At 38.7% G+C, this 21,853-nt stretch carries 17 protein-coding genes and 4 tRNA genes; 3 read left to right on the top strand and 18 right to left on the bottom strand.

The window, feature by feature from the left end; translation table 11 throughout:
• Nucleotides 1-77 precede the first annotated feature (77 nt).
• The 7 genes from BI291_RS06280 to BI291_RS06250 form a co-directional block, all read right to left on the bottom strand.
• Nucleotides 78-154: transfer RNA gene (locus BI291_RS06280), tRNA-Arg, on the bottom strand.
• A gap of 97 nt (nucleotides 155-251) precedes the next feature.
• Nucleotides 252-328, bottom strand: a tRNA-Arg gene (locus BI291_RS06275).
• A gap of 112 nt (nucleotides 329-440) precedes the next feature.
• A tRNA-Arg gene (locus tag BI291_RS06270) sits at nucleotides 441-517 on the bottom strand.
• Nucleotides 518-646: 129 nt separating this feature from the next.
• Nucleotides 647-739 (bottom strand) — tRNA-Ser (locus tag BI291_RS06265).
• A 177-nt stretch (nucleotides 740-916) separates the two neighbouring features.
• The gene (gene csrA, locus BI291_RS06260) at nucleotides 917-1,111 is read right to left on the bottom strand and encodes a carbon storage regulator CsrA (RefSeq protein WP_074497221.1); all 195 of its coding nucleotides are present in this window, start codon (nucleotides 1,109-1,111) and stop codon (nucleotides 917-919) included.
• A gap of 381 nt (nucleotides 1,112-1,492) precedes the next feature.
• Nucleotides 1,493-4,117, bottom strand: a complete 2,625-nt coding sequence (alaS, locus tag BI291_RS06255; protein ID WP_074497218.1) for an alanine--tRNA ligase — start codon at nucleotides 4,115-4,117, stop codon at nucleotides 1,493-1,495.
• Nucleotides 4,118-4,153: 36 nt separating this feature from the next.
• A complete protein-coding gene (locus BI291_RS06250) occupies nucleotides 4,154-4,591 on the bottom strand; it encodes a regulatory protein RecX (RefSeq protein ID WP_175573083.1) in 438 nt (145 codons plus the stop codon).
• A 195-nt stretch (nucleotides 4,592-4,786) separates the two neighbouring features.
• Here BI291_RS06250 and BI291_RS06245 point away from each other — a divergent pair, with 195 nt between their 5' ends.
• Nucleotides 4,787-6,760, top strand: coding sequence for a BACON domain-containing protein (locus tag BI291_RS06245; RefSeq protein WP_074497213.1), 1,974 nt, complete (start codon nucleotides 4,787-4,789; stop codon nucleotides 6,758-6,760).
• 335 nt (nucleotides 6,761-7,095) lie between these two features.
• On the opposite strand, the gene BI291_RS06240 is transcribed toward BI291_RS06245, so the two are convergent.
• Nucleotides 7,096-7,998, bottom strand: a complete 903-nt coding sequence (locus BI291_RS06240; protein WP_074497210.1) for a hydrogen peroxide-inducible genes activator — start codon at nucleotides 7,996-7,998, stop codon at nucleotides 7,096-7,098.
• A 225-nt stretch (nucleotides 7,999-8,223) separates the two neighbouring features.
• On the opposite strand from BI291_RS06240, the gene ahpC reads away from it, so the two are divergent.
• A complete protein-coding gene (gene ahpC, locus BI291_RS06235; RefSeq protein WP_074497207.1) occupies nucleotides 8,224-8,787 on the top strand; it encodes an alkyl hydroperoxide reductase subunit C in 564 nt (187 codons plus the stop codon).
• A gap of 192 nt (nucleotides 8,788-8,979) precedes the next feature.
• A complete protein-coding gene (katG, locus tag BI291_RS06230) occupies nucleotides 8,980-11,178 on the top strand; it encodes a catalase/peroxidase HPI (protein WP_074497205.1) in 2,199 nt (732 codons plus the stop codon).
• Between the two features lie 163 nt (nucleotides 11,179-11,341).
• On the opposite strand, the gene dinB is transcribed toward katG, so the two are convergent.
• The 10 genes from dinB to fabV all read right to left on the bottom strand — a co-directional run bounded on the left by dinB (nucleotide 11,342) and on the right by fabV (nucleotide 21,748).
• Entirely contained in the window at nucleotides 11,342-12,445 is a 1,104-nt protein-coding gene (gene dinB, locus BI291_RS06225) for a DNA polymerase IV (RefSeq protein ID WP_083601928.1), read from the bottom strand.
• 500 nt (nucleotides 12,446-12,945) lie between these two features.
• Nucleotides 12,946-13,170 carry a (Na+)-NQR maturation NqrM gene (gene nqrM, locus BI291_RS06220; protein WP_074497200.1) on the bottom strand — a complete coding sequence of 75 codons (225 nt, stop codon included), beginning with the start codon at nucleotides 13,168-13,170 and terminating at the stop codon, nucleotides 12,946-12,948.
• Between the two features lie 27 nt (nucleotides 13,171-13,197).
• On the bottom strand, nucleotides 13,198-14,235 hold the full coding sequence (locus BI291_RS06215) for an FAD:protein FMN transferase (RefSeq protein WP_074497198.1): 1,038 nt from the start codon (nucleotides 14,233-14,235) through the stop codon (nucleotides 13,198-13,200).
• Nucleotides 14,236-14,324: 89 nt separating this feature from the next.
• Nucleotides 14,325-15,548 (bottom strand): NADH:ubiquinone reductase (Na(+)-transporting) subunit F, encoded by a 1,224-nt coding sequence (gene nqrF, locus BI291_RS06210; RefSeq protein WP_074497194.1) that lies wholly within the window; start codon nucleotides 15,546-15,548, stop codon nucleotides 14,325-14,327.
• A 62-nt stretch (nucleotides 15,549-15,610) separates the two neighbouring features.
• Nucleotides 15,611-16,234, bottom strand: coding sequence for an NADH:ubiquinone reductase (Na(+)-transporting) subunit E (gene nqrE / locus BI291_RS06205; RefSeq protein WP_074497190.1), 624 nt, complete (start codon nucleotides 16,232-16,234; stop codon nucleotides 15,611-15,613).
• Nucleotides 16,235-16,239: 5 nt separating this feature from the next.
• Nucleotides 16,240-16,863, bottom strand: coding sequence for an NADH:ubiquinone reductase (Na(+)-transporting) subunit D (locus BI291_RS06200; RefSeq protein ID WP_074497189.1), 624 nt, complete (start codon nucleotides 16,861-16,863; stop codon nucleotides 16,240-16,242).
• A complete protein-coding gene (locus tag BI291_RS06195; RefSeq protein ID WP_074497186.1) occupies nucleotides 16,863-17,642 on the bottom strand; it encodes a Na(+)-translocating NADH-quinone reductase subunit C in 780 nt (259 codons plus the stop codon). The genes BI291_RS06200 and BI291_RS06195 overlap by 1 nt, the downstream gene beginning before the upstream one ends.
• Nucleotides 17,632-18,834, bottom strand: a complete 1,203-nt coding sequence (locus BI291_RS06190; RefSeq protein WP_074497184.1) for an NADH:ubiquinone reductase (Na(+)-transporting) subunit B — start codon at nucleotides 18,832-18,834, stop codon at nucleotides 17,632-17,634. The genes BI291_RS06195 and BI291_RS06190 overlap by 11 nt, the downstream gene beginning before the upstream one ends.
• Before the next feature lie 2 nt (nucleotides 18,835-18,836).
• On the bottom strand, nucleotides 18,837-20,186 hold the full coding sequence (locus BI291_RS06185; RefSeq protein WP_074497234.1) for a Na(+)-translocating NADH-quinone reductase subunit A: 1,350 nt from the start codon (nucleotides 20,184-20,186) through the stop codon (nucleotides 18,837-18,839).
• 371 nt (nucleotides 20,187-20,557) lie between these two features.
• Nucleotides 20,558-21,748 carry an enoyl-ACP reductase FabV gene (gene fabV / locus BI291_RS06180; RefSeq protein ID WP_074497181.1) on the bottom strand — a complete coding sequence of 397 codons (1,191 nt, stop codon included), beginning with the start codon at nucleotides 21,746-21,748 and terminating at the stop codon, nucleotides 20,558-20,560.
• Nucleotides 21,749-21,853: the final 105 nt, after the last annotated feature.

Raw genomic sequence — 21,853 nt, 5'->3', positions numbered from 1 at the left:
CGCTATCCAGCTGAGCTACTTCTCTTTTATACATCGTTCTTAAACGAGAAAACCAACCCGAAGGTTGGCTTTAAAGGTGGCGGACGCGGCAGGAGTCGAACCTGCGACCGCCTGGTTCGTAGCCAGGTACTCTATCCAGCTGAGCTACGCGTCCGCGGTCAATCAATATTTTATATCCCGAGGTAGGGATAAAACGTTTATTAATATCTATCAAGAGATAAAAAAACCAGTCTGACGACTGGTCTTAAATGTGGCGGACGCGGCAGGAGTCGAACCTGCGACCGCCTGGTTCGTAGCCAGGTACTCTATCCAGCTGAGCTACGCGTCCGCGGTCAATCGTTATTTTATATCCCGAGGTAGGGATATGCGACATAATCGCAGTATTAATGATTAAAGCTTTAATACTAGCTCTTCTTTTATATTTAACCACTTAAAGAAAGTGGCGGACGCGGCAGGAGTCGAACCTGCGACCGCCTGGTTCGTAGCCAGGTACTCTATCCAGCTGAGCTACGCGTCCGCAATAATCTAATAATTTATATCCTGATTAAGGATAACGAACCTAGTTCGTAGCCATCTTATCCAAGCATACTGCCTATCCAACTGGTTACTTGTTCGCAATAATCTATTTTAAATCTTAGATAAAAGATGGCGGTGAGAGAGGGATTCGAACCCTCGATACAGCTACAAACTGTATACTCCCTTAGCAGGGGAGCGCCTTCAGCCACTCGGCCATCTCACCAACGGGGCGAATATTAATGGATATAAAAAATAAGTCAAACGATTTTTTTAGCTTTTACATCTGTTTGTTGACAAATCAATCAACCAGAGCAAATTACCAGCACTTTTCTTTCGTACTCCTTTATTTTTAAAGCAATAAAAAAGCCGGCTATGCCGGCTTCTTTGGGAAACAATTTCGTTAAAAACTATTTCCAGGCGTAGTTTCGCCCTTTTCAGACTGTATTCGCATATAAATTTCTTCACGATGTACTGAAACTTCTTTTGGTGCATTAACACCAATGCGAACTTGATTTCCTTTAACACCTAAAACTGTGACCGTGACATCGTCACCGATCATTAAAGTTTCTCCAACTCTACGGGTTAATATTAACATTCCTAATTCCTTAATATCTAAAACGGGATAAACTAAATTTAGCTAGTTAAAAATTTAGTCTTACACTGGGTGACAATAATTCAATTACCCTAGAGAAAAATATTCCGTAATACTTTCCCAACACTCTAAGTTTAGAAGAACGTCGTACCAGTTACCTTTATTTTAGCAAGCTTCTTCTCATGTGACAGTTAAATTACGATATTTTTTCAACAAATATGTAACTATTAATACTCTACTCATCTCTGATTAACGTCACTTTAACAATTACCATCGTTGAAGGAGTAAACAATAATGATTTGTTTTTTAGTCAATGAAAAATTGGGATAAAAAAAGGAAACTCGAAAGTTTCCTTTATTAAATATTTCATTGATATCAGAAGCGTTAGCTTAGATTCTCAATTAACCATGGTTCAACACTTGCCATCGCATTAGGTACGTTTTGAGGTTCACTGCCACCAGCTTGTGCCATATCTGGTCTCCCTCCACCTTTACCACCAACTTGCTGGGCTATCATGTTAACAATTTCGCCCGCCTTAACTTGTCCGGTTAAATCTTTTGTAACACCGACAATCAAACCTACTTTGCCATCGTTAATTGTCGAAAGAACAATGATGCCACTTTTAATTTTAACTTTAAGATCATCTACCATACCTCGTAAGTCTTTCGAAGCGACTCCGTCTAACTCGGCAATTAACGTGTTAATACCGTTAATGTCTTTTGCTTGGCTTAATAAATCTGAACCCGCTTGAGCCGCTAATTGCTGTTTCAGTTGAGCAATTTCTTTTTCAAGCTGTTTCGTTTTACTTAGTGTTTGTTCCACTTTTTCAACGGTATTTGACACGTCTGATTTAACTAAGTTCGCAATCGTTGCCAAGGCCTCCGCTTGTGCATCAATATAATTAAGTGCCGCTTCTCCAGATACCGCTTCAATACGACGAACCCCCGCAGCGATACCTGATTCAGATACGATTTTAACTAAACCAATGTCACCGGTTCGTTCAACATGCACACCACCACAAAGCTCAATAGAACAATTACCTAATGTGACTACACGTACTTCGTCATCATACTTTTCACCAAACAACGCCATTGCACCTTTTTCTTTCGCTTCATCTATTGGCATTAGTGCGGTTTCACGTTGATGATTTCTGCGTATTTCTAAGTTCACCAAGTGCTCAATTTTCTTGAGTTCTTGTTCAGTTACTGCTTCAAAGTGTGCAAAATCAAAACGTAGTTTTTCAGCATCAACAAGTGAGCCTTTTTGTGTAACATGATCACCTAATACATCGCGTAATACTGCATGTAAAATATGCGTGGCTGAATGGTTTTTAACAATGGCATCACGGCGTTCAGTATTAATTTCTGCTTTCACACGCGCATTTAGCTGGATCGTAGTCTTGGCAATACCATGATGAGCAAAAGCATTACCCACCTTAATAGTGTCCGTAACTTCAAATACACCATTCTCAGTAGCAATCACACCTGTATCACCTACTTGACCACCTGATTCAGCATAAAACGGCGTATTATCTAAAATAACAACCCCTTGCTCGCCTTCATTGAGCACTGATGCAGAGCTGCCATTATGAAAAATTTCAACGATTGTCGCTGAAAATGTACTATTGGTATAACCTTTAAAAGCGGTATTCTTTTCAGATTTTAGCTGTTCGTTATAGTCGGCACCAAACTGGCTGGCTTGTTGCGCTCTTTCGCGCTGTAACCCCATGGCAACATCAAAGCCATTTTGATCAATTTTCAATTGACGTTCACGGGCAATATCTGCGGTTAAATCGGCTGGAAATCCGTAAGTATCATATAATTTAAAAACATCATCACCGCTAATGGTATCCCCCTCTAAGGTAGATAATATTTCTTCAAGTAACTGCATACCACGATCAAGTGTACGACCAAATTGTTCTTCTTCGATGCGCAATAATTTTTCTAAAATCGCTTTCTGCTCAATAAGTTCAGGGTAAGCATCACCCATTTGTGTAATTAATGATGGTACCAATTTATGAAAGAAGTGTGATTTAGCGTTAAGTTTGTGTCCGTGACGTACTGCTCGACGAATAATACGGCGTAACACATAGCCGCGTCCTTCATTTGATGGCATCACACCATCAGTTATGAGAAAACAGCAAGAACGAATATGATCAGCAATTACGCGTAACGATTTATTTTCTAAATCATCACAGTTCAATATTGCAGCAGTATCTTTTATCAACCCTTGGAAAATATCTATTTCGTAATTACTGTGTACGCCTTGTAATATCGCTGCAATACGCTCTAATCCCATGCCCGTATCAACAGAAGGCTTAGGTAGTTGCTCCATGGTACCGTCTTCATGGCGGTTGTACTGCATGAAAACTAAATTCCAAATCTCAATGAAGCGATCACCGTCTTCTTCTGGTGAACCTGGCGGCCCTCCCCAAATTTCTTCGCCGTGATCATAGAATATTTCACTACAAGGACCACAAGGACCTGTGTCACCCATGGACCAAAAGTTATCAGACTCGTACTTTTTACCTGCAGTTTTATCACCGATACGAATGATTTTTTCATGGGGTACACCGATGATGTCATGCCAATAATTGTAGGCTTCATCATCTGTTTCATAAATGGTCACTAATAGTTTTTCTTTTGGTAAACCAAGTTCTTGCGTTAGAAACTCCCATGCAAAGCTAATTGCTTCTTCTTTAAAATAGTCACCAAAACTAAAATTACCTAACATTTCAAAAAAGGTGTGGTGACGAGCGGTATAACCAACATTTTCTAAGTCATTATGTTTACCACCAGCACGAACACAGCGTTGAGACGTTGTAGCACGGCTATAACTTCTTTGCTCAGCGCCTAAAAAGGCCTCTTTAAATTGCACCATACCCGCGTTAGTAAAGAGCAAGGTTGCATCATTACCAGGAATTAACGAACTACTAGCGACAATTTGGTGTTGCTTAGAAGCAAAAAAATCTAAGAATGCCTTTCTTATTCCGGCACTGGTTTTCATCATAGCCATACCTAACATTTAATCATTAAAATTTATGAGTTAATTTGCATTAATAAGTGCGAATATTTCATGCGAGGAAAATCCTCTATACTGCATGAACCGAATTCTTTTCGCCTTATTTTTATCATCTTTAATTGGCGTATTGCCAAATTTTTTATCGTACACTTGCGCTGCAATTTCTTGCCAGTCAACCGACATTTCTGCTGCAACTTGATTAACGAGCGAACTGTCAATACCTTTTTGCATTAACTCTTGTTCAATATACTTTTCACCGTACCCTTTATTTACCCGACTACGAAATACAGACTCTGTGAATCTTTGTTCACAGAGATACTGGTTAGATTCGAGAAATTCAATCACCTCAACAATATCATCAGGTTCATGGCCTCGTTGCAACAATTTATGTAGAAGTTCTTTTTTCGAGTGCTCTCGTCTCGAAAGTAGATCAATTCCTGTATGCAGTATCTCTTTAATCACGTCACAATTTGTCAGTATAAAATTGGCACAAGCAATTTAGTGCAAAACATCTAACTATTCTACCTATAACTTGATAAAAAATCCTCATTCACCTTTAAATTGTGATAAGTTTTTACAATAACGAAAGAATCACGCAAAATACCATTAACAATTGATATAATAATCAACAAGCGGCTAATCAATATAGGGAACTATATGAAGGAATATTCAAGATACTTTATTCGAACTATTTACACGTTGGCATTGGTCATTTTAGTTCAGTCATGTGGTGGTAGCTCCGATGCTGATATAGCAGCTGAGAATTATGCTATTTCTGTTGATACAAGCGTTATTAACTTTAGTAACGAATTCTTGAAGGTATCAGAAGATACCGTATCAATTACCGTTGACTATACTGGCAAAGGATTATTACTAGGTTACGCACCTGATAATCAACCGGTTGGCTGGCTTAACTTTTCTACAGAGCAATTAAGTGATAGCTCTGCAAAAATCACTGTCAAGCTTGTTAATGCCGACAACATTTTACCTGATGAGTACAGCACAACGTTAAGAGTTTCTACTGGTGATGCTAATCAAGTGAATTTAGTACATCACGATATCGATATATCGTTACTTATATGGCAATTAACCACTAATACTGATCAAATTACTTTCCAAGCGACGTTAGGCGAAGAAAATATTGATTCACAAACACTCGAAATAACAAGTGAGAGTAACAATGCTTGGACAGCATCGGTCGATGTTGACTGGTTAACGTTAGACAAAATTTCTGGTGAAGGTGCATCGACGATTACCTTATCAGCTGATGTAACCACATTCGATTCAGCTAATTTATATCAAGCTCAGTTAACATTAACTGAAACCTCTTCTGGTGATAGTAAAGTTATACCTGTAGAACTTGGTTTAGATCGTCATTATTTATACTCAAGTCATACTGGGATAGCTTTTAGCCAAGTAGCTAATTTGGAGAAACTTAGCCAGCAAGTAAGTATTTCAACCAATAGTCCTAATACTGTTAATTGGCGAGCCACTGCTAGCGCCCCTTGGCTTACGTTGACACCTTCAAGTGATACGCTCACAGTGGCTATTAATAACAATGTTGTACTTAATGATGGTTTACACACAAGTACCGTGACAATTGCAAGCGTTGACGATAATGATGCGGTTGCTGAAACGATTAATGTGTCTTTCTATGTAAATTCAGTAAGTATCGATAACCAAGTGATTGATAACATCAGCCTCAATAATAATAGCATTGTCACTTCAACTTATTTACCTTATGTCTATCTAGCACAAGATAACAGCTTATATACCTATCATATTCACACAGGTGAACAAGTGAATATGTTTGCTGTTGCACCTGAAAATACCTTATTAGAGCAACTGGTCCTTTCGCCTAATGGTGAGACACTCTTAGCGATTGCTAACGAAACAGTAACCGCTGAAGACGGAACAGAAACACCAATAACGCACCGTTATAAAATTAACTTACTCGATAACACCATTAACACGTTAACTGACAGTGATATTGAATTTGAACCGGTGAGTTTTATTACGGTATCAGGGAGAGAATTCGTGGTCACCCAAGCATTAGAGTTTGCCACCATTGATCTGAAACGCGTTTTTTGGGACAGCGAAAATGCTTTTTTCACCTCGCTTATCAAACAAGCAAATATTACTGAAACGGTTTATGCATTAGACTTACTTGATTCTTCTTTTAAACGTTATACGCTTAAAGCGAATGATTTTACCTCTCAGCAAATAAGCGCCCAGTTGAGTCATCAATATCGACCTACATTACTTGGCGACGATCAGGCAATTAGCGACTTTGTGGTCACTGATAATGAGCAAGCACTTTACACCGTTAGCCCAACCAGTGAGTGGATAAGTTTTGATGGTAACACCTATACTGACCAAGGGTTACTTCCACAAGCAGAAGGGAATACCACACTACAATTGGTTAAAACGCAAAATAATAGTGCCAACTATGTGCGATTTGATCCTAATGATGGTTTCTTGATCAACATTTATGATCAACAACAACAACTGAGTAACACCCTAATAACAGAAGGTAATCAACCGTTAAATTCAGTACTTTCTGCTGACGATACTCGCATGTTGCTATATATCAACAGCGAAAATCAACTTGAATTAGTAAATCTACAGTAACTTAAATGGGGGTTAGTTTCCCGCTAGCCCCTATTATACCAATTCGCATAAATATTCGGTCATTCAGCGATTGGTATTACTCAAGCTATCATTGCAACCTCTCTTAACTTCCAGCTTTCTTTATCATACAAACCTGATCACCGTAGTAATTGTTTGCATAATTGCATGTGACTAAGTGTGTTTTTTCTTTCTGATTTTCTAAGATCGTTCTTAATTGATTCATGATGTTTTTCATAGCTATCTCCTTTTTTATTTACCTATATTAACTTCCCTTTAACTAATTCAGTAAATTTATATAAATAGAGGATGACATTCTAAAAAATCTAACTACTAGGTTACTGGCACTTTGCTAGTAGTTGTTCATGAAACAATGATTTCAACACGATAATTTCATTTGTTCGCACATAATTAGGACGTGTGATTAATGAAATGGTGCGGTGAGGCCCTGGCTCATTTAAATGGATAGCACTTAATTCTGATTCTGGATAAATAAGCTGATCAAGCGCCATTTGTGGTACTAGGGTTGTACCTAGTTTTCCTGCCACCATCTGAATAAGTGTATGTAAGCTTGCAGAATCAAAGGCTGAATCTTGTTTTTGCGATTGAAAACGGCAAGCTGCAAGTGCATGCTCTTTCAAGCAATGACCATCTTTAAGTAACATCAGCGTTTCTAATGCTAACTCTTCACTAGTGATCTCTTGCATCTGACTTGGGCACTCATCTTTATGACTAACCCAGTAAAAGTCTTCTTGCCAGAAATCAAATTTCATTAAGCCTTCAATAGGGAACGGTAATGCTAATATCGCAGCATCAAGTTCCCCTGTACGCACCAAATCTACCAAGACATGTGACTGTTCCTCAATAATTTTAAGTTTAAAGTTAGGGTGCTGTAGCCTTAGTTCGGGTAATACTTTTGGTAACAAATAAGGGCCAATCGTTGGAATAACACCTATAGTCATTCCACTTGAGAACGGTTTCTTATTCACTTGCGACACTTGTAATAATTCATCAAGTTCAAGCTTAACGCGTTTCGCTTTATTAAGGATAAGTTGACCATCATCAGTCACTAGTACTTGTTTATTATTGCGTTCAAAAATAACCACACCAATTTGTTTTTCAAGCTCGCTAATTGCAGTGCTTAACGCTGACTGTGAAACATTACATGCTTCTGCAGCCTTTTTAAAATGGAGTGTTTTCTCTACCGCTAGTGCGTAATAAAGTTGCTTTATTGAAATCATCTTGTTTATTAATCAATTTAACAGAACCATATATAGATTATATTCAATTTTTAAATACATTGGGAAGCAGATAGTCCACATTTAACGTTCTATTTTTTAAAACATCAACTTCGATACAATCAATTATACAAAACATTATATACCGAATAATATTACCCCATCGAAAGCAAACACGCTTTTGCGTAACTAAAACGTTTACTTATTACTTATAAAGAGGAAATAACCATGGCTCAAATAGGAAAATCAATACCAGAATTTACCGCTCAAGCATTTCACAATGGCGAATTCGTTGAAGTATCAACTGAAAGCGTAAAAGGAAAATGGTCAATCTTTTTATTTTACCCTGCTGACTTTACGTTTGTATGCCCAACAGAACTTGAAGATATGGCGAATCAATATGAAGAATTACAAAAATTAGGTGTTGAAGTATATGCAGTATCTACCGATACACACTTTTCACATAAAGCTTGGCATGACTCTTCAGATGCTATCGGTAAAATAAAATTCCCAATGATTGGCGATCAAACAGGCAATATTACTCGTGGTTTTGGTGTCATGATTGAAGAAGATCACATGGCACATCGCGGTACATTCTTGGCTGATCCAGATGGCATCATACAAGTTGCACATATTCATGCAGGGGGAATTGGCCGTAGCGCTAAAGACATGGTGCGAAATGTAAAAGCAGCTCAGTATGTTCGTGAAAATGACGGTGAAGTATGCCCTGCCGCATGGGAACAAGGCGAAGCAACCTTAACACCGAGCTTAGATTTAGTCGGTAAAATTTAACGAATAAAGAGTAAAGAGGTAACTTAGTTGTTACCTCTTTTTTAGAACAATCGCTTTATTTTTCATCCAAAATAAAGTTATCAAAGCTGTTCCAATAGGTAAAAATATAACGCAACCTGCAAAGAGTTAACTATAGTAATAATGCAGTCTAATCGATTTACTTTCATAAAATGATGTCAAGGAATTCAAACAATGAGTGATGTAAAACAACAGCCAAGCAAATGTCCATTTACCCACGGTAGTAATACAAAGGTTGGTGATAGCGGTACAACAAATACTGAATGGTGGCCAAACTTATTAAATTTAAGAATTCTTCGACAGCATGATAAAAAAGCTGACCCCATGGACAGCACATTTAACTATGCAGAACATTTTAAGTCTATTGATTACAAACAATTAAAAGCTGACCTTATTCAGTTAATGACTAATTCCCAAGATTGGTGGCCTGCTGACTATGGCCATTATGGTCCACTATTTATCAGAATGGCATGGCACAGTGCAGGAACCTATCGTGAAGGTGATGGGCGCGGTGGAGCTTCTGCTGGCAATCAACGATTTGCACCGCTCAATAGTTGGCCAGATAACGGCAATCTTGATAAAGCTAGAAGATTACTTTGGCCAATCAAGCAAAAATACGGCAAAAGTCTTTCATGGGCAGATTTAATGATTTTAACAGGAAATTGTGCCATTGAATCTATGGGCTTAAAACCAATAGGCTTTGGCGGTGGTAGAGAAGATATTTGGCATCCTGAAGAAGATATTTACTGGGGCGTAGAAAAAGAATGGCTCACAGACAAACGTTATTCAGGTGAACGTGATTTAGACAACCCACTCGCTGCTGTTGAAATGGGCTTAATTTACGTTAACCCAGAAGGACCAAACGGTGAACCAGATATTTTAGGCTCAGGCAAAGACATTAGAGAAACCTTTGCTCGTATGGCAATGAATGATGAAGAAACCGTGGCATTGATAGCTGGCGGGCATACGTTTGGTAAATGTCACGGTGCAGGAGACGCTAATAATGTAGGTCCAGAACCAGAAGCATCACCCTTAGAAAATGTAGGTCTTGGATGGATGAATACTCATGGTACAGGTAAAGGTAACGACACAATTACCAGTGGCGTAGAAGGCGCTTGGACGGCAAATCCTACTCAATGGGATAATGGTTATTTTGATGTATTATTTGCTTATGATTGGGAATTAGTAAAAAGCCCTGCGGGCGCATGGCAATGGGCGCCGATCAACCCTAAGGACGAACATCTAGTACCAACCGCACATGATGCAACTAAAAAAATCCCCACGATTATGAGCACTGCAGATATGGCACTAAAAATGGATCCTATCTACGCGCCAATTTCAAAACATTTTCATCAAAACCCTGACGCGTTTGCAGAAGCATTTACGCGCGCTTGGTTTAAATTGACTCATAGAGACATGGGGCCAAAAAGCCGTTATTTAGGTGAAGAGGTTCCAAGCGAAGACTTTATTTGGCAAGACCCTTTACCTTGTAACACCCTTGATGCAATAGACGACACAGATGTTAAACTTTTAAAACAACACATAGAACAAGCCAATATACCTGTTTCAACCATGATTTTCACTGCTTGGTCAGCAGCCTCAACCTATCGTGACTCAGATAAACGTGGTGGTGCAAATGGCGCAAGAATCGCCTTAGCACCACAAAATTCCTGGCCAGTGAATCAACCTGATCAGCTTAAGAAAACCATCAGTACGCTAAAAATTATTCAATCAGGCTTTAAAGAGAAAACCAGTAAACGCGTTTCTTTAGCAGATCTTATTGTGCTTGCTGGTAATGTAGGTATTGAAATCGCTTGCCGAAATGCAGGTCAAAACGTTTTGGTGCCATTCAAACCAGGAAGGGTTGACGCAACACAGGAACAAACAGATGTAGAATCCTTTGCCGTTTTAGAGCCTAAAGCTGACGCGTTTAAAAATTATAGTCAAAGCGATTTGGGTACAACACCCGAAGAGTTGATGCTAGATAAAGCAAACTTACTCACGTTAACGGCGCCAGAGATGACAGTGCTTATTGGTGGTTTTAGAGCTATAAATATCAATTACTTACAAAGTAATCATGGCATTTTAACCGATACTTCTGGCATGTTAACTAACGATTATTTCATCAACTTACTTGACATGAATACCAAATGGCAGAAATCCGAAGAATATAACCTGTATAAAGGTATTGATCGAAAATCAGGTAAAGAACGCTGGTCTGCAACACGTTGTGACTTAGTTTTTGCCTCTAACTCTGAATTAAGAGCAATAGCGGAAGTTTATGCCTGTGACGATGCCAAAGAAAAATTTGTTGAAGACTTTATAGCCGCTTGGACTAAAGTGATGATGCTCGATCGTTTTGATGTTAAGTAATCTGAGCTCGGGTTAAGTAAGCTTTAAAGAGTCTTATGATACAAACAAGGGTTATGCCGTTCATAAAAAACATAACCCTTGTATATCACTTTACTGTTTACGGTCTATTTTACATATCAACACATGTGACCTTAGTCTTATATTATCTTTAATATTAATGCGGTTAATTGATAGGCAACGCTAATTCAAATTGATATTGATGATTTACCTTTGGTTCAATATCTTTTAAACCAATATGAACCCCTAACAATCTAACAGGTTTCCCTTCACCTCTTGATAATGCTTCTTTTAGTAATAATATAAATGACGCTGAATCAATATCTTGATGTTGTATTTCTTTGGTAGTTTGATGAAAATCGTTAAACTTAACTTTTACACCAAGCTTACTGATCCCACGTTCAACGGTATATGATTTTGAACGTGTTAATAACTCGGGTATTAATGACTGCAACATATAATCAGTTAATTCATCAAGCTCATTTTTATCTTTAGAGAACGTGTGTTCAACACCAACTGATTTTCTCACTCTGGTAACCTCTACCGCTCTATTATCTATGCCATGACATTTTTGCCATAAAGAAGCGCCTAATTTACCGAATGTTTTCATCAAAACAGTTTGTGAGCTTTGCCTAACATCCGCTCCCGTATGTAAGCCATGCTGTTGAAGTTTATTAAACGTGACTTTTCCAACACCAGGTATTTTATTCAGTGGCATACTTTCAATAAACGCCATAACGCTGTCTGGCGCAATAACACATTGACCATTGGGTTTATGTTGATCTGATGCTATTTTGGCAAGAAACTTTAGTGGCGCGATACCAGCCGAGGCAGTTAACTGTAACTCATCAAAGATAACTTTTCTGATATCTTGCGCGATTAACGTTGCAGAACCGGAAAATAATGGGCAGTCAGTTACATCTAAATAGGCCTCATCGAGTGATAATGGTTCTATTTTTGATGTATAGCGTTGAAATATCTCATGAAGCCTTGAACTTGTTTCTTTATACACCGACATTCTACCCTGCACTATTAATAATTCAGGGCATTTTCTTAACGCAACACTATTTGCCATGGCTGAACGTACGCCATACTTTCTTGCAATATAATTACACGTCGATAAAACCCCTCTGGTATTTCCAGGACCGCCAACGGCAACTGGCTTACCTTGCAGCTCAGGATTATCTCGTATTTCAACTGACACGTAAAAAGCATCCATATCTATATGGATTATTTTACGTTTTGCATTAGGCATAATTACGTTTGTCATACGGCATTTATATTCAAAGCGAATGAGAGACTCAAACCAACAAAATAAACTGTATATAAAAACAGTATTTCATATTTTATGGGTTATCGCAAGCTTATGGAGTGGAGCATGCTCAACAGTTGACACGTAAATGATACCAATTCGCATAAATATTCAGTCATTCAGCGAGAATTAAACGCTTTAGAGGCACGGCGTTGATTGCAGAGAATGGTTATTCAGGAGAACGTCTCCTGCGTTCTCTAATAAGCTACATTCTTGTAGCGTCCTTGTCAAAATCAACAACACAGGCTATGAAGCGTTTAAACTCGCCCTTTGGGAGCGTGTTAGAGGCGCGATAATTGCGCAAAACGTGTTTGATGTAGAAACAACTATATCTGCACACGTTTCGTTTATTCTCCCACCTCTGACATCGCTCTGAACTGACTTAATCTTTATGCGAATTGGTATGAATTGAGTTATGAAACTAAAAGGAAAAAAATAGCGGCTTTCAGCCGCTATTTTTATATATTTTTGATATCTATTTTATGTTCTGCTTTGATAGCAGCTTTACGCTCTTTCTCTTGACGTTTTTCACAAGGATCATCACAATCACATGCTTTATCGATACCTAGGGTACCCAGGCCCCCACAACTACCTGCAAGTGACTTTTGCTGAAAAATATAGCCTACAGCCATTGCTACAACTATCAGTAGAAAAAAGCCAAAGGTCACTAAAAATATTGCCATTATTACAGCCCTTATATTCAGCCATTACTATTTCAAATACGGCATAAATTCTACCGTAATTTGCTCGATAAAGCCATTTTCTGATTTGCTGATCAAGTAAGCAGCTATCTGATGTGTTTCTGCAAACTCAAACGCTTTTTCAGGACCCATTAACATCATGGCGGTAGATAGACCGTCAGCTGTCATTGAAGATGGATGAATTACCGTCACTGACACTAGAGTATGATTTATCGGTTTACCTGTATCAGGATCAATAATATGAGAAAAACGTTGACCCTCTTCTTCAAAATATTTTCGATAGTCTCCTGATGTCGCAATCGCATTATCTTTTGGAATGATAATTTGATGCACAGCCCGTTCAGTGGTTACAGGTTTTTCTATCGCAACCGACCATAATTCACCAGTATGTTTAAAACCTTTTGCACGTAATTCACCCCCTATTTCTACAAGGTAATTATGAGCACCAACTTCATCTAAATATTCAGCCACTAAGTCAACTGCATACCCCTTGGCAATGGTTGATAGATCAACGTAAAGATCAGGAATACGCTTTGCGAGCATATTGCCTTCAAGTGTTAAGTTATCAATACCAATACGGGCTTTTGCCTGTGCTATTTCATCTTGTGTTGGCGCTTTTTCTGGACGACCTTCAGGTCCAAAACCCCATAAATTTATAAGCGGGCCAATCGTTACATCGAGTTTACCTTCACTTAAGTGGCCCAAACGAATAGACTCTGCTAGTACACGCCTTAAACCTTCAGATATTTCGACTGGCTCCATTGAGTTATGGCTGTTGAATTTCGAAAGCTCTGAATCTGAGATCCAGTTAGACATATCTTGATTCAGTTGCTTTAAAATTTGTTCAACGTTTTCATGTATCACGTTTTCATCCGGAATCGACTGGTTCTGTTCTGCTGATTGATCAATATATTTAATATTATAAGAGACCGTTCCCATCGTGATGCCTTGCAGGTGTATCTGCTCTTTCTCTAACTCATTACTTGGATAACAACCTGCAAGCATTATCAAGGCTAAAAAAACGGTACCGTATAAAAATTTATTCATGTTAATAGTCCTATTAACCTTCTTTACTCTATGTAAACAAAAAGGCAGCCGAAGCTACCTTTTTAAACTAACCATAAGATGATCTAAGGTTAACCGCCGAAATCATCTAACATGATATTTTCGTCTTCCACACCAAGATCTTGCAACATGTGAATAACCGCTGCATTCATCATTGGTGGACCACACATGTAATATTCACAGTCTTCTGGTGCTTCATGATCTTTTAAGTATTGTTCATACAATACATTATGAATAAAGCCTGTTAAGCCATCCCAATCATCTTCAGGCTGTGGATCTGACAGGGCAACATGCCATTCAAAATTATCATTTTCAGACGCTAACATGTTGTAGTCATCTTCGTAGAACATTTCACGAAGTGAGCGTGCACCATACCAGAAGGTCATTTTACGTTTTGATTTAAGACGTTTTAACTGATCAAAAATATGTGAACGCATTGGCGCCATACCAGCACCACCACCAATAAAGACCATTTCAGCATCAGTATCTTTAGCGAAGAACTCACCAAATGGACCTGAAATTGTTACTTTATCGCCAGCCTTCAAATTGAAGATAAATGATGACATTTTACCCGCAGGTAAATGTAACTTACCAGGAGGTGGCGTAGCAATACGCACATTCAGCATGATAATGCCTTCTTCCTCTGGGTAGTTCGCCATCGAGTAGGCACGTAATGTAGGTTCATCAACTTTTGATTCAACATCAAAAAAGCCAAAATGTTCCCAATCACCACGATACTGATCTTCTATATCAAAATCTTTGTATTTAACATGATGTGCAGGAGCTTCAATTTGAATATAACCGCCAGCACGAAATGGTACTGACTGACCATCAGGAATTTTAAGCTTTAATTCTTTGATGAATGTTGCTTTGTTATCATTTGAGATAACTTCACATTCCCATTGTTGAACACCAAAAATTTCGTCTTCTAGTTCAATGTCTAAATCTTGCTTTACAGCAACCTGACATGCTAAACGACAACCATCTTTTGCTTCACGTTTAGTAATATGACCTTGTTCCGTTGGCAAGATATCACCGCCACCAGAATGAATGTCTACTCGACACTGACCACATGTACCACCGCCGCCACACGCTGACGGGATAAATATACCTTGATCGGCTAACACACCTAATAACTTGCCACCGGCAGGAGCCGTAACAGCTTTATCAGGGTCGCCATTAATTGAAATGGTTACATTTCCTGTTGAAACTAACTTAGATTTGGCAAATAAAATTACCAAAACAAGTGCAACAACAATTGCTGTAAACATCGATACGCCGAGAATAATTTCCATCGACTTTTCCTTAGCACTTATCTTGAGAAAGCAAGCAGAACTTACTTTCTACGTTAATCTTATTATAACGAAATACCACCGAAAGAAAGAAAGCCAAACGCCATCAATCCTGCAGTAATAAACGTAATACCCAATCCTTTAAGGCCATCTGGTACATCAGAATACTTCATTTTTTCACGAAGACCTGCAAGTAAGATGATAGCCAATGCCCAACCAACACCTGAGCCAACTCCGTAAATAAGTGACTCCGTTAATGTATAGTTACGAGCAACCATAAATGCTACCGCACCGAAAATTGCACAGTTAACTGTGATTAACGGTAAAAATATACCCAATGCGTTGTATAGCGGTGGGAAATATTTATCTAGTACCATTTCAAGGATCTGTACTAACGCAGCGATTACGCCGATAAAGGTAATAAAAGATAAAAAGCTTAAATCAACTGATTCAGCTGGATCAGTGATCCCTAATACGCTATCTAATGCACCCGGCGCTAAAATCGCTTGGTAAATAACTTGGTTAGCAGGTACTGCGATACCAAGTACAACAATAACCGCTACACCCAAACCTATCGCCGTACTGACTTTTTTAGATACGGCTAAGAATGTACACATCCCTAAAAAGAAGGTTAACGCGATGTTTTCGATAAAAATCGATTTAACAAATAAACTTATATAATGTTCCATCGTGATTAGTCCTTCTCAACTTGAGCTGGTTTCCATTGGCGAATCGCCCAAATGATAAAACCAATGATAAAGAATGAGCTAAATGGCAATACTAATACACCGTTTGCTTGGTACCAACCACCATTTTGAATTAATGGTAATATTTCCATTCCAAACAAGGTACCAAAACCGAATAACTCGCGGAAGAAAGCAACAACAAGAAGAATAAAGCCATACCCTAAACCGTTACCAATACCATCTAAAAAGCTAACACCTGGCTTTTCTTTCATGGCGAACGCTTCAGCTCTACCCATAACAATACAGTTAGTAATGATCAAGCCAATATATACTGATAGCTCTTTCGATAATTGATATGAAAACGCTTTAAGCACTTGGTCAACAACAATTACCAACGACGCAATAATTGCCATTTGTACGATAATACGCACACTTGATGGAATTTGATTTCGAATAATCGAAATAAACAAGTTAGAAAAACCCGTAACAATAACTACCGCAATTGTCATTACTAGGGCATTAGTCATTGAACTTGTTACAGCTAATGCTGAACAAATCCCTAATACTTGTAAGGCAATCGGGTTATTATCTACAATCGGTTTTGTTAAAACACTTTTGTTATCAGCAGACATTATTTAACCTCCTGAGTACGAAATTTAGTAATGAAAGGCTTATAACCTTTTTCACCAAACCAAAATTGCAACGTACGTGTAACACCGTTACTTGTTAGCGTAGCACCTGACAGGGCATCAACGCCATGTTCATTGCTTGCTTTCGCACCGCCTTTAACAAGTTCTATCGCAACGTTACCCGCTTCATCGTAAATTTTCTTACCTGGCCATTTAGCAATCCACTTGGGGTTTATAACTTCTGCCCCTAAGCCAGGAGTTTCCTTATGGTCTGAATAAATAAGATTTCTTACCGTATTTAAATCTGACTTTAAGCCAACATAACCATACATTAAGTCCCATAAACCAGAACCTACGATAGGTAAGACAACAGTTTCAATTTCACCTGCACCATTGCTCACTAAGTAAACAACGGCAGTGTGTGAACGACGATTAATGCCCGCAATATCTTCTTCAAGATCTGACGACTTTTCAGGATCACGAGCGTTACGACGTTCATCAAATAATTTCGGGTTGCCTTCAATAAACTCACCTGAGTCTAAGTCAATCATTTTCGCATCAACAAATTGCTCAAAGGTCGATTGAATTGACGCTTTTGTGCCATCTGTCATTGACAAAATATCTGCTGCTTGCAAAATTTTTGTTTGTTGATCAAATAGTTTATTTTCTACTTGTAGAGGCTTTAATTGAACCGCTGAAATTGATACTAATGCAGCACATGCTAAACATACTGCAATAACAAATCCAAGCGTTTTACCAAATGTTTCTTTTTTAGCTGACACGTGCAAGCCTCCGTTTCACATTCGATTGAACGACAAAATAGTCGAATAATGGTGCGAATAAATTAGCAAATAATATCGCTAACATCATACCTTCTGGGAATGCTGGGTTCACAACACGTACAAGCACTACCATGATGCCGACTAAGGCACCAAAAGCGTACTTACCAGTATTGGTAAATGAAGCTGATACAGGGTCTGTCGCCATAAACATCATACCGAAGGCAAAACCACCGAGTACAAAATGCCAATACCATGGCATAGCAAACATCGGGTTAGTATCGCTACCAATCATATTAAATAGATAAGACGTTAACACCATACCTAAAAATACACCTAAGACAATTCGCCACGAAGCTATACCTTTATAGAGGATATAAGCACCACCGAGTAAAATACAGAATGTAGATACTTCACCAACAGAGCCTGGGATATAACCCCAAAATGCGTTCCACCAGCTGGCATCTAATGCATAGCTAAGTTGGCCTGAAGCAGCAGCACTTAACGCTGTAGCTCCTGAGAAACCATCAACCGCTACCCACACTGCATCACCAGAAATTTCTAACGGATAAGCAAAGAATAAAAACGCACGACCCGCTAAAGCAGGGTTCAAGAAGTTTTTACCTGTACCACCGAAGATTTCTTTTGCCACAACAACACCAAAAGTGATGCCGATAGCAACTTGCCATAATGGAATTGATGCAGGAAGAATCAATGCAAATAAAATAGATGAAACAAAGAAGCCTTCATTTACTTCATGCTTACGTACAGCCGCAAATAATACTTCCCAAAAACCACCTACCGCAAAGGTAACCGCATAAATAGGAAGGAAAAAACATGCGCCGTAAAGCATCATCGCAAACCAGCCAGCGTCAGCTGAAAGTTCACCACCTAGCATTTGGAATAAACCAACCTGCCAAGAATCAGGTAAAGCGTAACCAGCAGCTAATGCTTCAGTCGCTTGGAAACCAATGTTGTACATACCAAAAAACATGGCAGGAAACACCGCTAACCACACTGTGATCATAATACGCTTCAAGTCAATGCTATCACGTACGTGCGTTTTACCTTTAGTCACATAACCAGGTGTAAATAAACCTGTTGCTACCGCTTCATATAAAGCGAACCATTTTTCATGTTTGCCGCCTTTTTCAAAATGCGGCTCGATATCTTCAATAAACTTTTGCAAGCCCATGACTAACCTTCCTTCTCTATTGTGGTTAGACAGTCACGAAGTAATACGCCGTAGTCTGTTTTGCCTGGGCAAACAAACGTACATAACGCTAAATCTTCTTCGTCTAGCTCTAGAGCACCAAGTTGCTGAGCGCCATCGGTATCTCCAGCACATAAATCACGTAATAACACGGTAGGGAGTACATCTAACGGCATCACACGCTCATAGTTACCAATAGGTACCATGGCACGTGGGCTACCATTAGTTGTTGTTGTCATGTTAAATAATTTACTTGGAAAAAGATGAGACATGTAAGCTCGAGTCACCGAAAATTTATTCGGTCCTGGGTACATGTAACCCATAAACTCTTTCTCACGGCCTTCTTTTAATATCGCAATTTGTGTGTGATAACGCCCCAAATAAGCATGAACGCCAGCAGCTTCACAACCTTGCAATACAGAACCAGAAATTACGCGTAATTCAACATCATTAGTTTCATTAGCAATAAGCTGTTCTGTGCTTGCGCCAGTAAGTGTACGAACTAATCTTGGATTCTTTGCTTCTGGACCAGCAATCGAAACAACACGTGTTGCATCAATTTCACCGGTAGTAAATAATTTACCGTAAGCAATAACATCTTGGTAACCAATGTGCCATACAATGCTTTCAGCACCGACTGGTGACAAGAAATGAATATGGGTACCTACTAAACCAGCAGGATGTTTACCTGAAAATTCATTTACTTCTTCATTACCTGTTGTTGGGATACTTGCATTAGGTGCTTTAGAAACAAACACTTTACCTTCTGTTAAACGGCTTAATACCGTTAAACCGTGTTTAAAGGCTTCGCTTTGTTCATTAATGATCACTTCAGGATCTGCAGCTAACGGATTAGTATCCATTGCGCTAATGAAAATAGCTTTTGGGGTGGAGTCTATCGCTGGAATTTTACTATATGGACGCGTTCTAAGTGCGGTCCATAAACCAGAATTAACCAAGTTGCTAACAACATCTTCACGGTTAATGGTGGCTAAATCAGATTCAGCATATTTAGCGAATGTTTCTTGTTCGTTACTATCTGACTCTTCATTGAGAGTGATAACAACAGACTGTAACACACGCTTTTCACCACGATTGATTTCTGTTACTACACCTGCAGCTTGAGCTGTGAATTTAACGCCAGCATTCTTTTTGTCTTCAAAAAGCGCTTGACCTTTTTTAACACGATCACCCACTTTAACAAACATGGTTGGTCGCATACCCACATACTCTTCACCGAGTGTCGCAACGCTTTTGATGGACGGACCATCATGGATTACTTGCTGGGGAGCACCTTGAACAGGAACATCCAGACCTTTTTTTATTGTAATCATAAACACTTGCACTACTTTGACGGGAGTAAAAATCAGCCGATTTCTCACCTAAGTACTTTTAAATCAAAACCTTAAAGTAATTAAGTGAGAAAACATTTGATTTCAGTGTATTTCAGTAGAAAAGCTCTTTATTAACATTACGCTAACAAAAAGTATCTACCGGCTCTTAAGTTAAAAATATTCTGGCACGAATTTTAGCATAATTTTAGAGAATTGCGCCATTATCCTGTAACACTTTCTGTATTATTTTTACGACTTTGCTGTTTTTTTAGACTAATCACTCGATTTTAATAATCTTACAAAAACAAAAAAGAGCAATGTTATAAAATCATTGCTCTTTTTTTACATCAACAGTTATAAGTTAGTAATTTTTACACTAAATTATTTATCTCAGTCACTGGACTAAGGTCCGCTTCATAGTCAACACCAGCAACATTAAAACCAAATAACTTTAAAAACTCATTATGGTAGCTTTCATAATCCGTAAGTTCATCAATGGTATCGCTGTCAACAGAATCCCAAATCGTTTGAACACGTTCTTGTACGCCATCTTCAAGCTCTTTATAATTTTGGCTTAAGCGACCAGCTTCATCAAAACGCGGTGTATTACTATATAAGTTTTCATTAAATAATGATTGAATTTGTTCAATACAGCCTTGATAAGTACCATCACTTTTCATCACTTTAAACATTGCTGAAATATAAAGTGGCATAATTGGTATCGCAGAACTTGCTTGCGTAACTACCGCATTTAATGAAGTAACATAGGCTTGGCCTGAAATATTTTCAGTTGACGCTTTAATCGCACTTGCTGCGCGATCAAGATCTTCTTTTGCACGACCAATTGTTGCATGGCCATAAATTGGCCAGGTTAATTTTTTACCTATATAAGTATAAGCAGTCGTTTTAAAGCCCTTTGCTAAAACGTCTGCTTCTTGTAACGCCTTGATCCATAATTCCCAATCAGCGCCGCCCATAACATCAACAGTACCTTGAATTTCTTCTTCGGTAGCTTGTTCAACACTGACCGAGTCAATGATGCGCTTAGACGTATTTAAATTTTTGGTAGTCACGCTTTGACCAATAGGCTTTAACGTAGAGGAATACACTTCACCTGTATCAGGATCAGTACGACGCGGAGAAGCTAAGCTGTATATGATCAAATCTACTTGGCCAAGTTCTTCTTTGATAACATCAATCGCTTTCGCTTTCAGCTCATGGGAAAAGGCATCGCCATTAATATTTTTTGACCACAATCCTGCTGCATCAGCAGCTTTTTGAAACGCTGAAGTATTATACCAACCCGCTGAGGCTGTTTTTCTATCTGTAGGTGCTTTCTCAAAGAAAATACCTAAGGTTTTTGCGCCACAGCCGAAAGCAGCCGTGATACGAGATGCCAATCCATAACCGGTGGATGCCCCAATCACTAACACATTTTTAGGTTTGTTTTCCGGTTGAGGTTGGCTTTTTACATATGCTATTTGTTCATTAACATGAGCTTCACACCCTGCTGGGTGTGCATTTGTACAGATGAAGCCACGGATTTTAGGTTTGATGACCATATAAACGCCTTTCGTGTTGTTCTTACTAAATTGCCGCATAGTGTACCCTTGTTATTAAAATAAGAGGTACGAGCAGTTGAAAAAAACGCTTGCAACGCAAGCGTC

The organism is Thalassotalea sp. PP2-459, assembly GCF_001913705.1.
In the GTDB taxonomy this organism is placed as follows: Bacteria; Pseudomonadota; Gammaproteobacteria; order Enterobacterales; family Alteromonadaceae; genus Thalassotalea_C; species Thalassotalea_C hakodatensis.
This window is presented reverse-complemented; position numbering and strand designations above follow the sequence as displayed.

What these genes read in the sequence shown, in the direction of transcription:
- katG (WP_074497205.1), top strand. Translation starts at nt 8,980, where the DNA reads ATGAGTGATGTAAAACAACAGCCAAGCAAATGTCCATTTACCCACGGT.
- nqrM (WP_074497200.1), bottom strand. Translation starts at nt 13,170, where the DNA reads ATGGCAATATTTTTAGTGACCTTTGGCTTTTTTCTACTGATAGTTGTA.
- alaS (WP_074497218.1), bottom strand. Translation starts at nt 4,117, where the DNA reads ATGATGAAAACCAGTGCCGGAATAAGAAAGGCATTCTTAGATTTTTTT.
- BI291_RS06185 (WP_074497234.1), bottom strand. Translation starts at nt 20,186, where the DNA reads ATGATTACAATAAAAAAAGGTCTGGATGTTCCTGTTCAAGGTGCTCCC.
- dinB (WP_083601928.1), bottom strand. Translation starts at nt 12,445, where the DNA reads ATGACAAACGTAATTATGCCTAATGCAAAACGTAAAATAATCCATATA.
- BI291_RS06240 (WP_074497210.1), bottom strand. Translation starts at nt 7,998, where the DNA reads ATGATTTCAATAAAGCAACTTTATTACGCACTAGCGGTAGAGAAAACA.
- fabV (WP_074497181.1), bottom strand. Translation starts at nt 21,748, where the DNA reads ATGGTCATCAAACCTAAAATCCGTGGCTTCATCTGTACAAATGCACAC.
- BI291_RS06215 (WP_074497198.1), bottom strand. Translation starts at nt 14,235, where the DNA reads ATGAATAAATTTTTATACGGTACCGTTTTTTTAGCCTTGATAATGCTT.
- ahpC (WP_074497207.1), top strand. Translation starts at nt 8,224, where the DNA reads ATGGCTCAAATAGGAAAATCAATACCAGAATTTACCGCTCAAGCATTT.
- nqrF (WP_074497194.1), bottom strand. Translation starts at nt 15,548, where the DNA reads ATGGAAATTATTCTCGGCGTATCGATGTTTACAGCAATTGTTGTTGCA.
- BI291_RS06245 (WP_074497213.1), top strand. Translation starts at nt 4,787, where the DNA reads ATGAAGGAATATTCAAGATACTTTATTCGAACTATTTACACGTTGGCA.
- csrA (WP_074497221.1), bottom strand. Translation starts at nt 1,111, where the DNA reads ATGTTAATATTAACCCGTAGAGTTGGAGAAACTTTAATGATCGGTGAC.
- nqrE (WP_074497190.1), bottom strand. Translation starts at nt 16,234, where the DNA reads ATGGAACATTATATAAGTTTATTTGTTAAATCGATTTTTATCGAAAAC.
- BI291_RS06190 (WP_074497184.1), bottom strand. Translation starts at nt 18,834, where the DNA reads ATGGGCTTGCAAAAGTTTATTGAAGATATCGAGCCGCATTTTGAAAAA.
- BI291_RS06200 (WP_074497189.1), bottom strand. Translation starts at nt 16,863, where the DNA reads ATGTCTGCTGATAACAAAAGTGTTTTAACAAAACCGATTGTAGATAAT.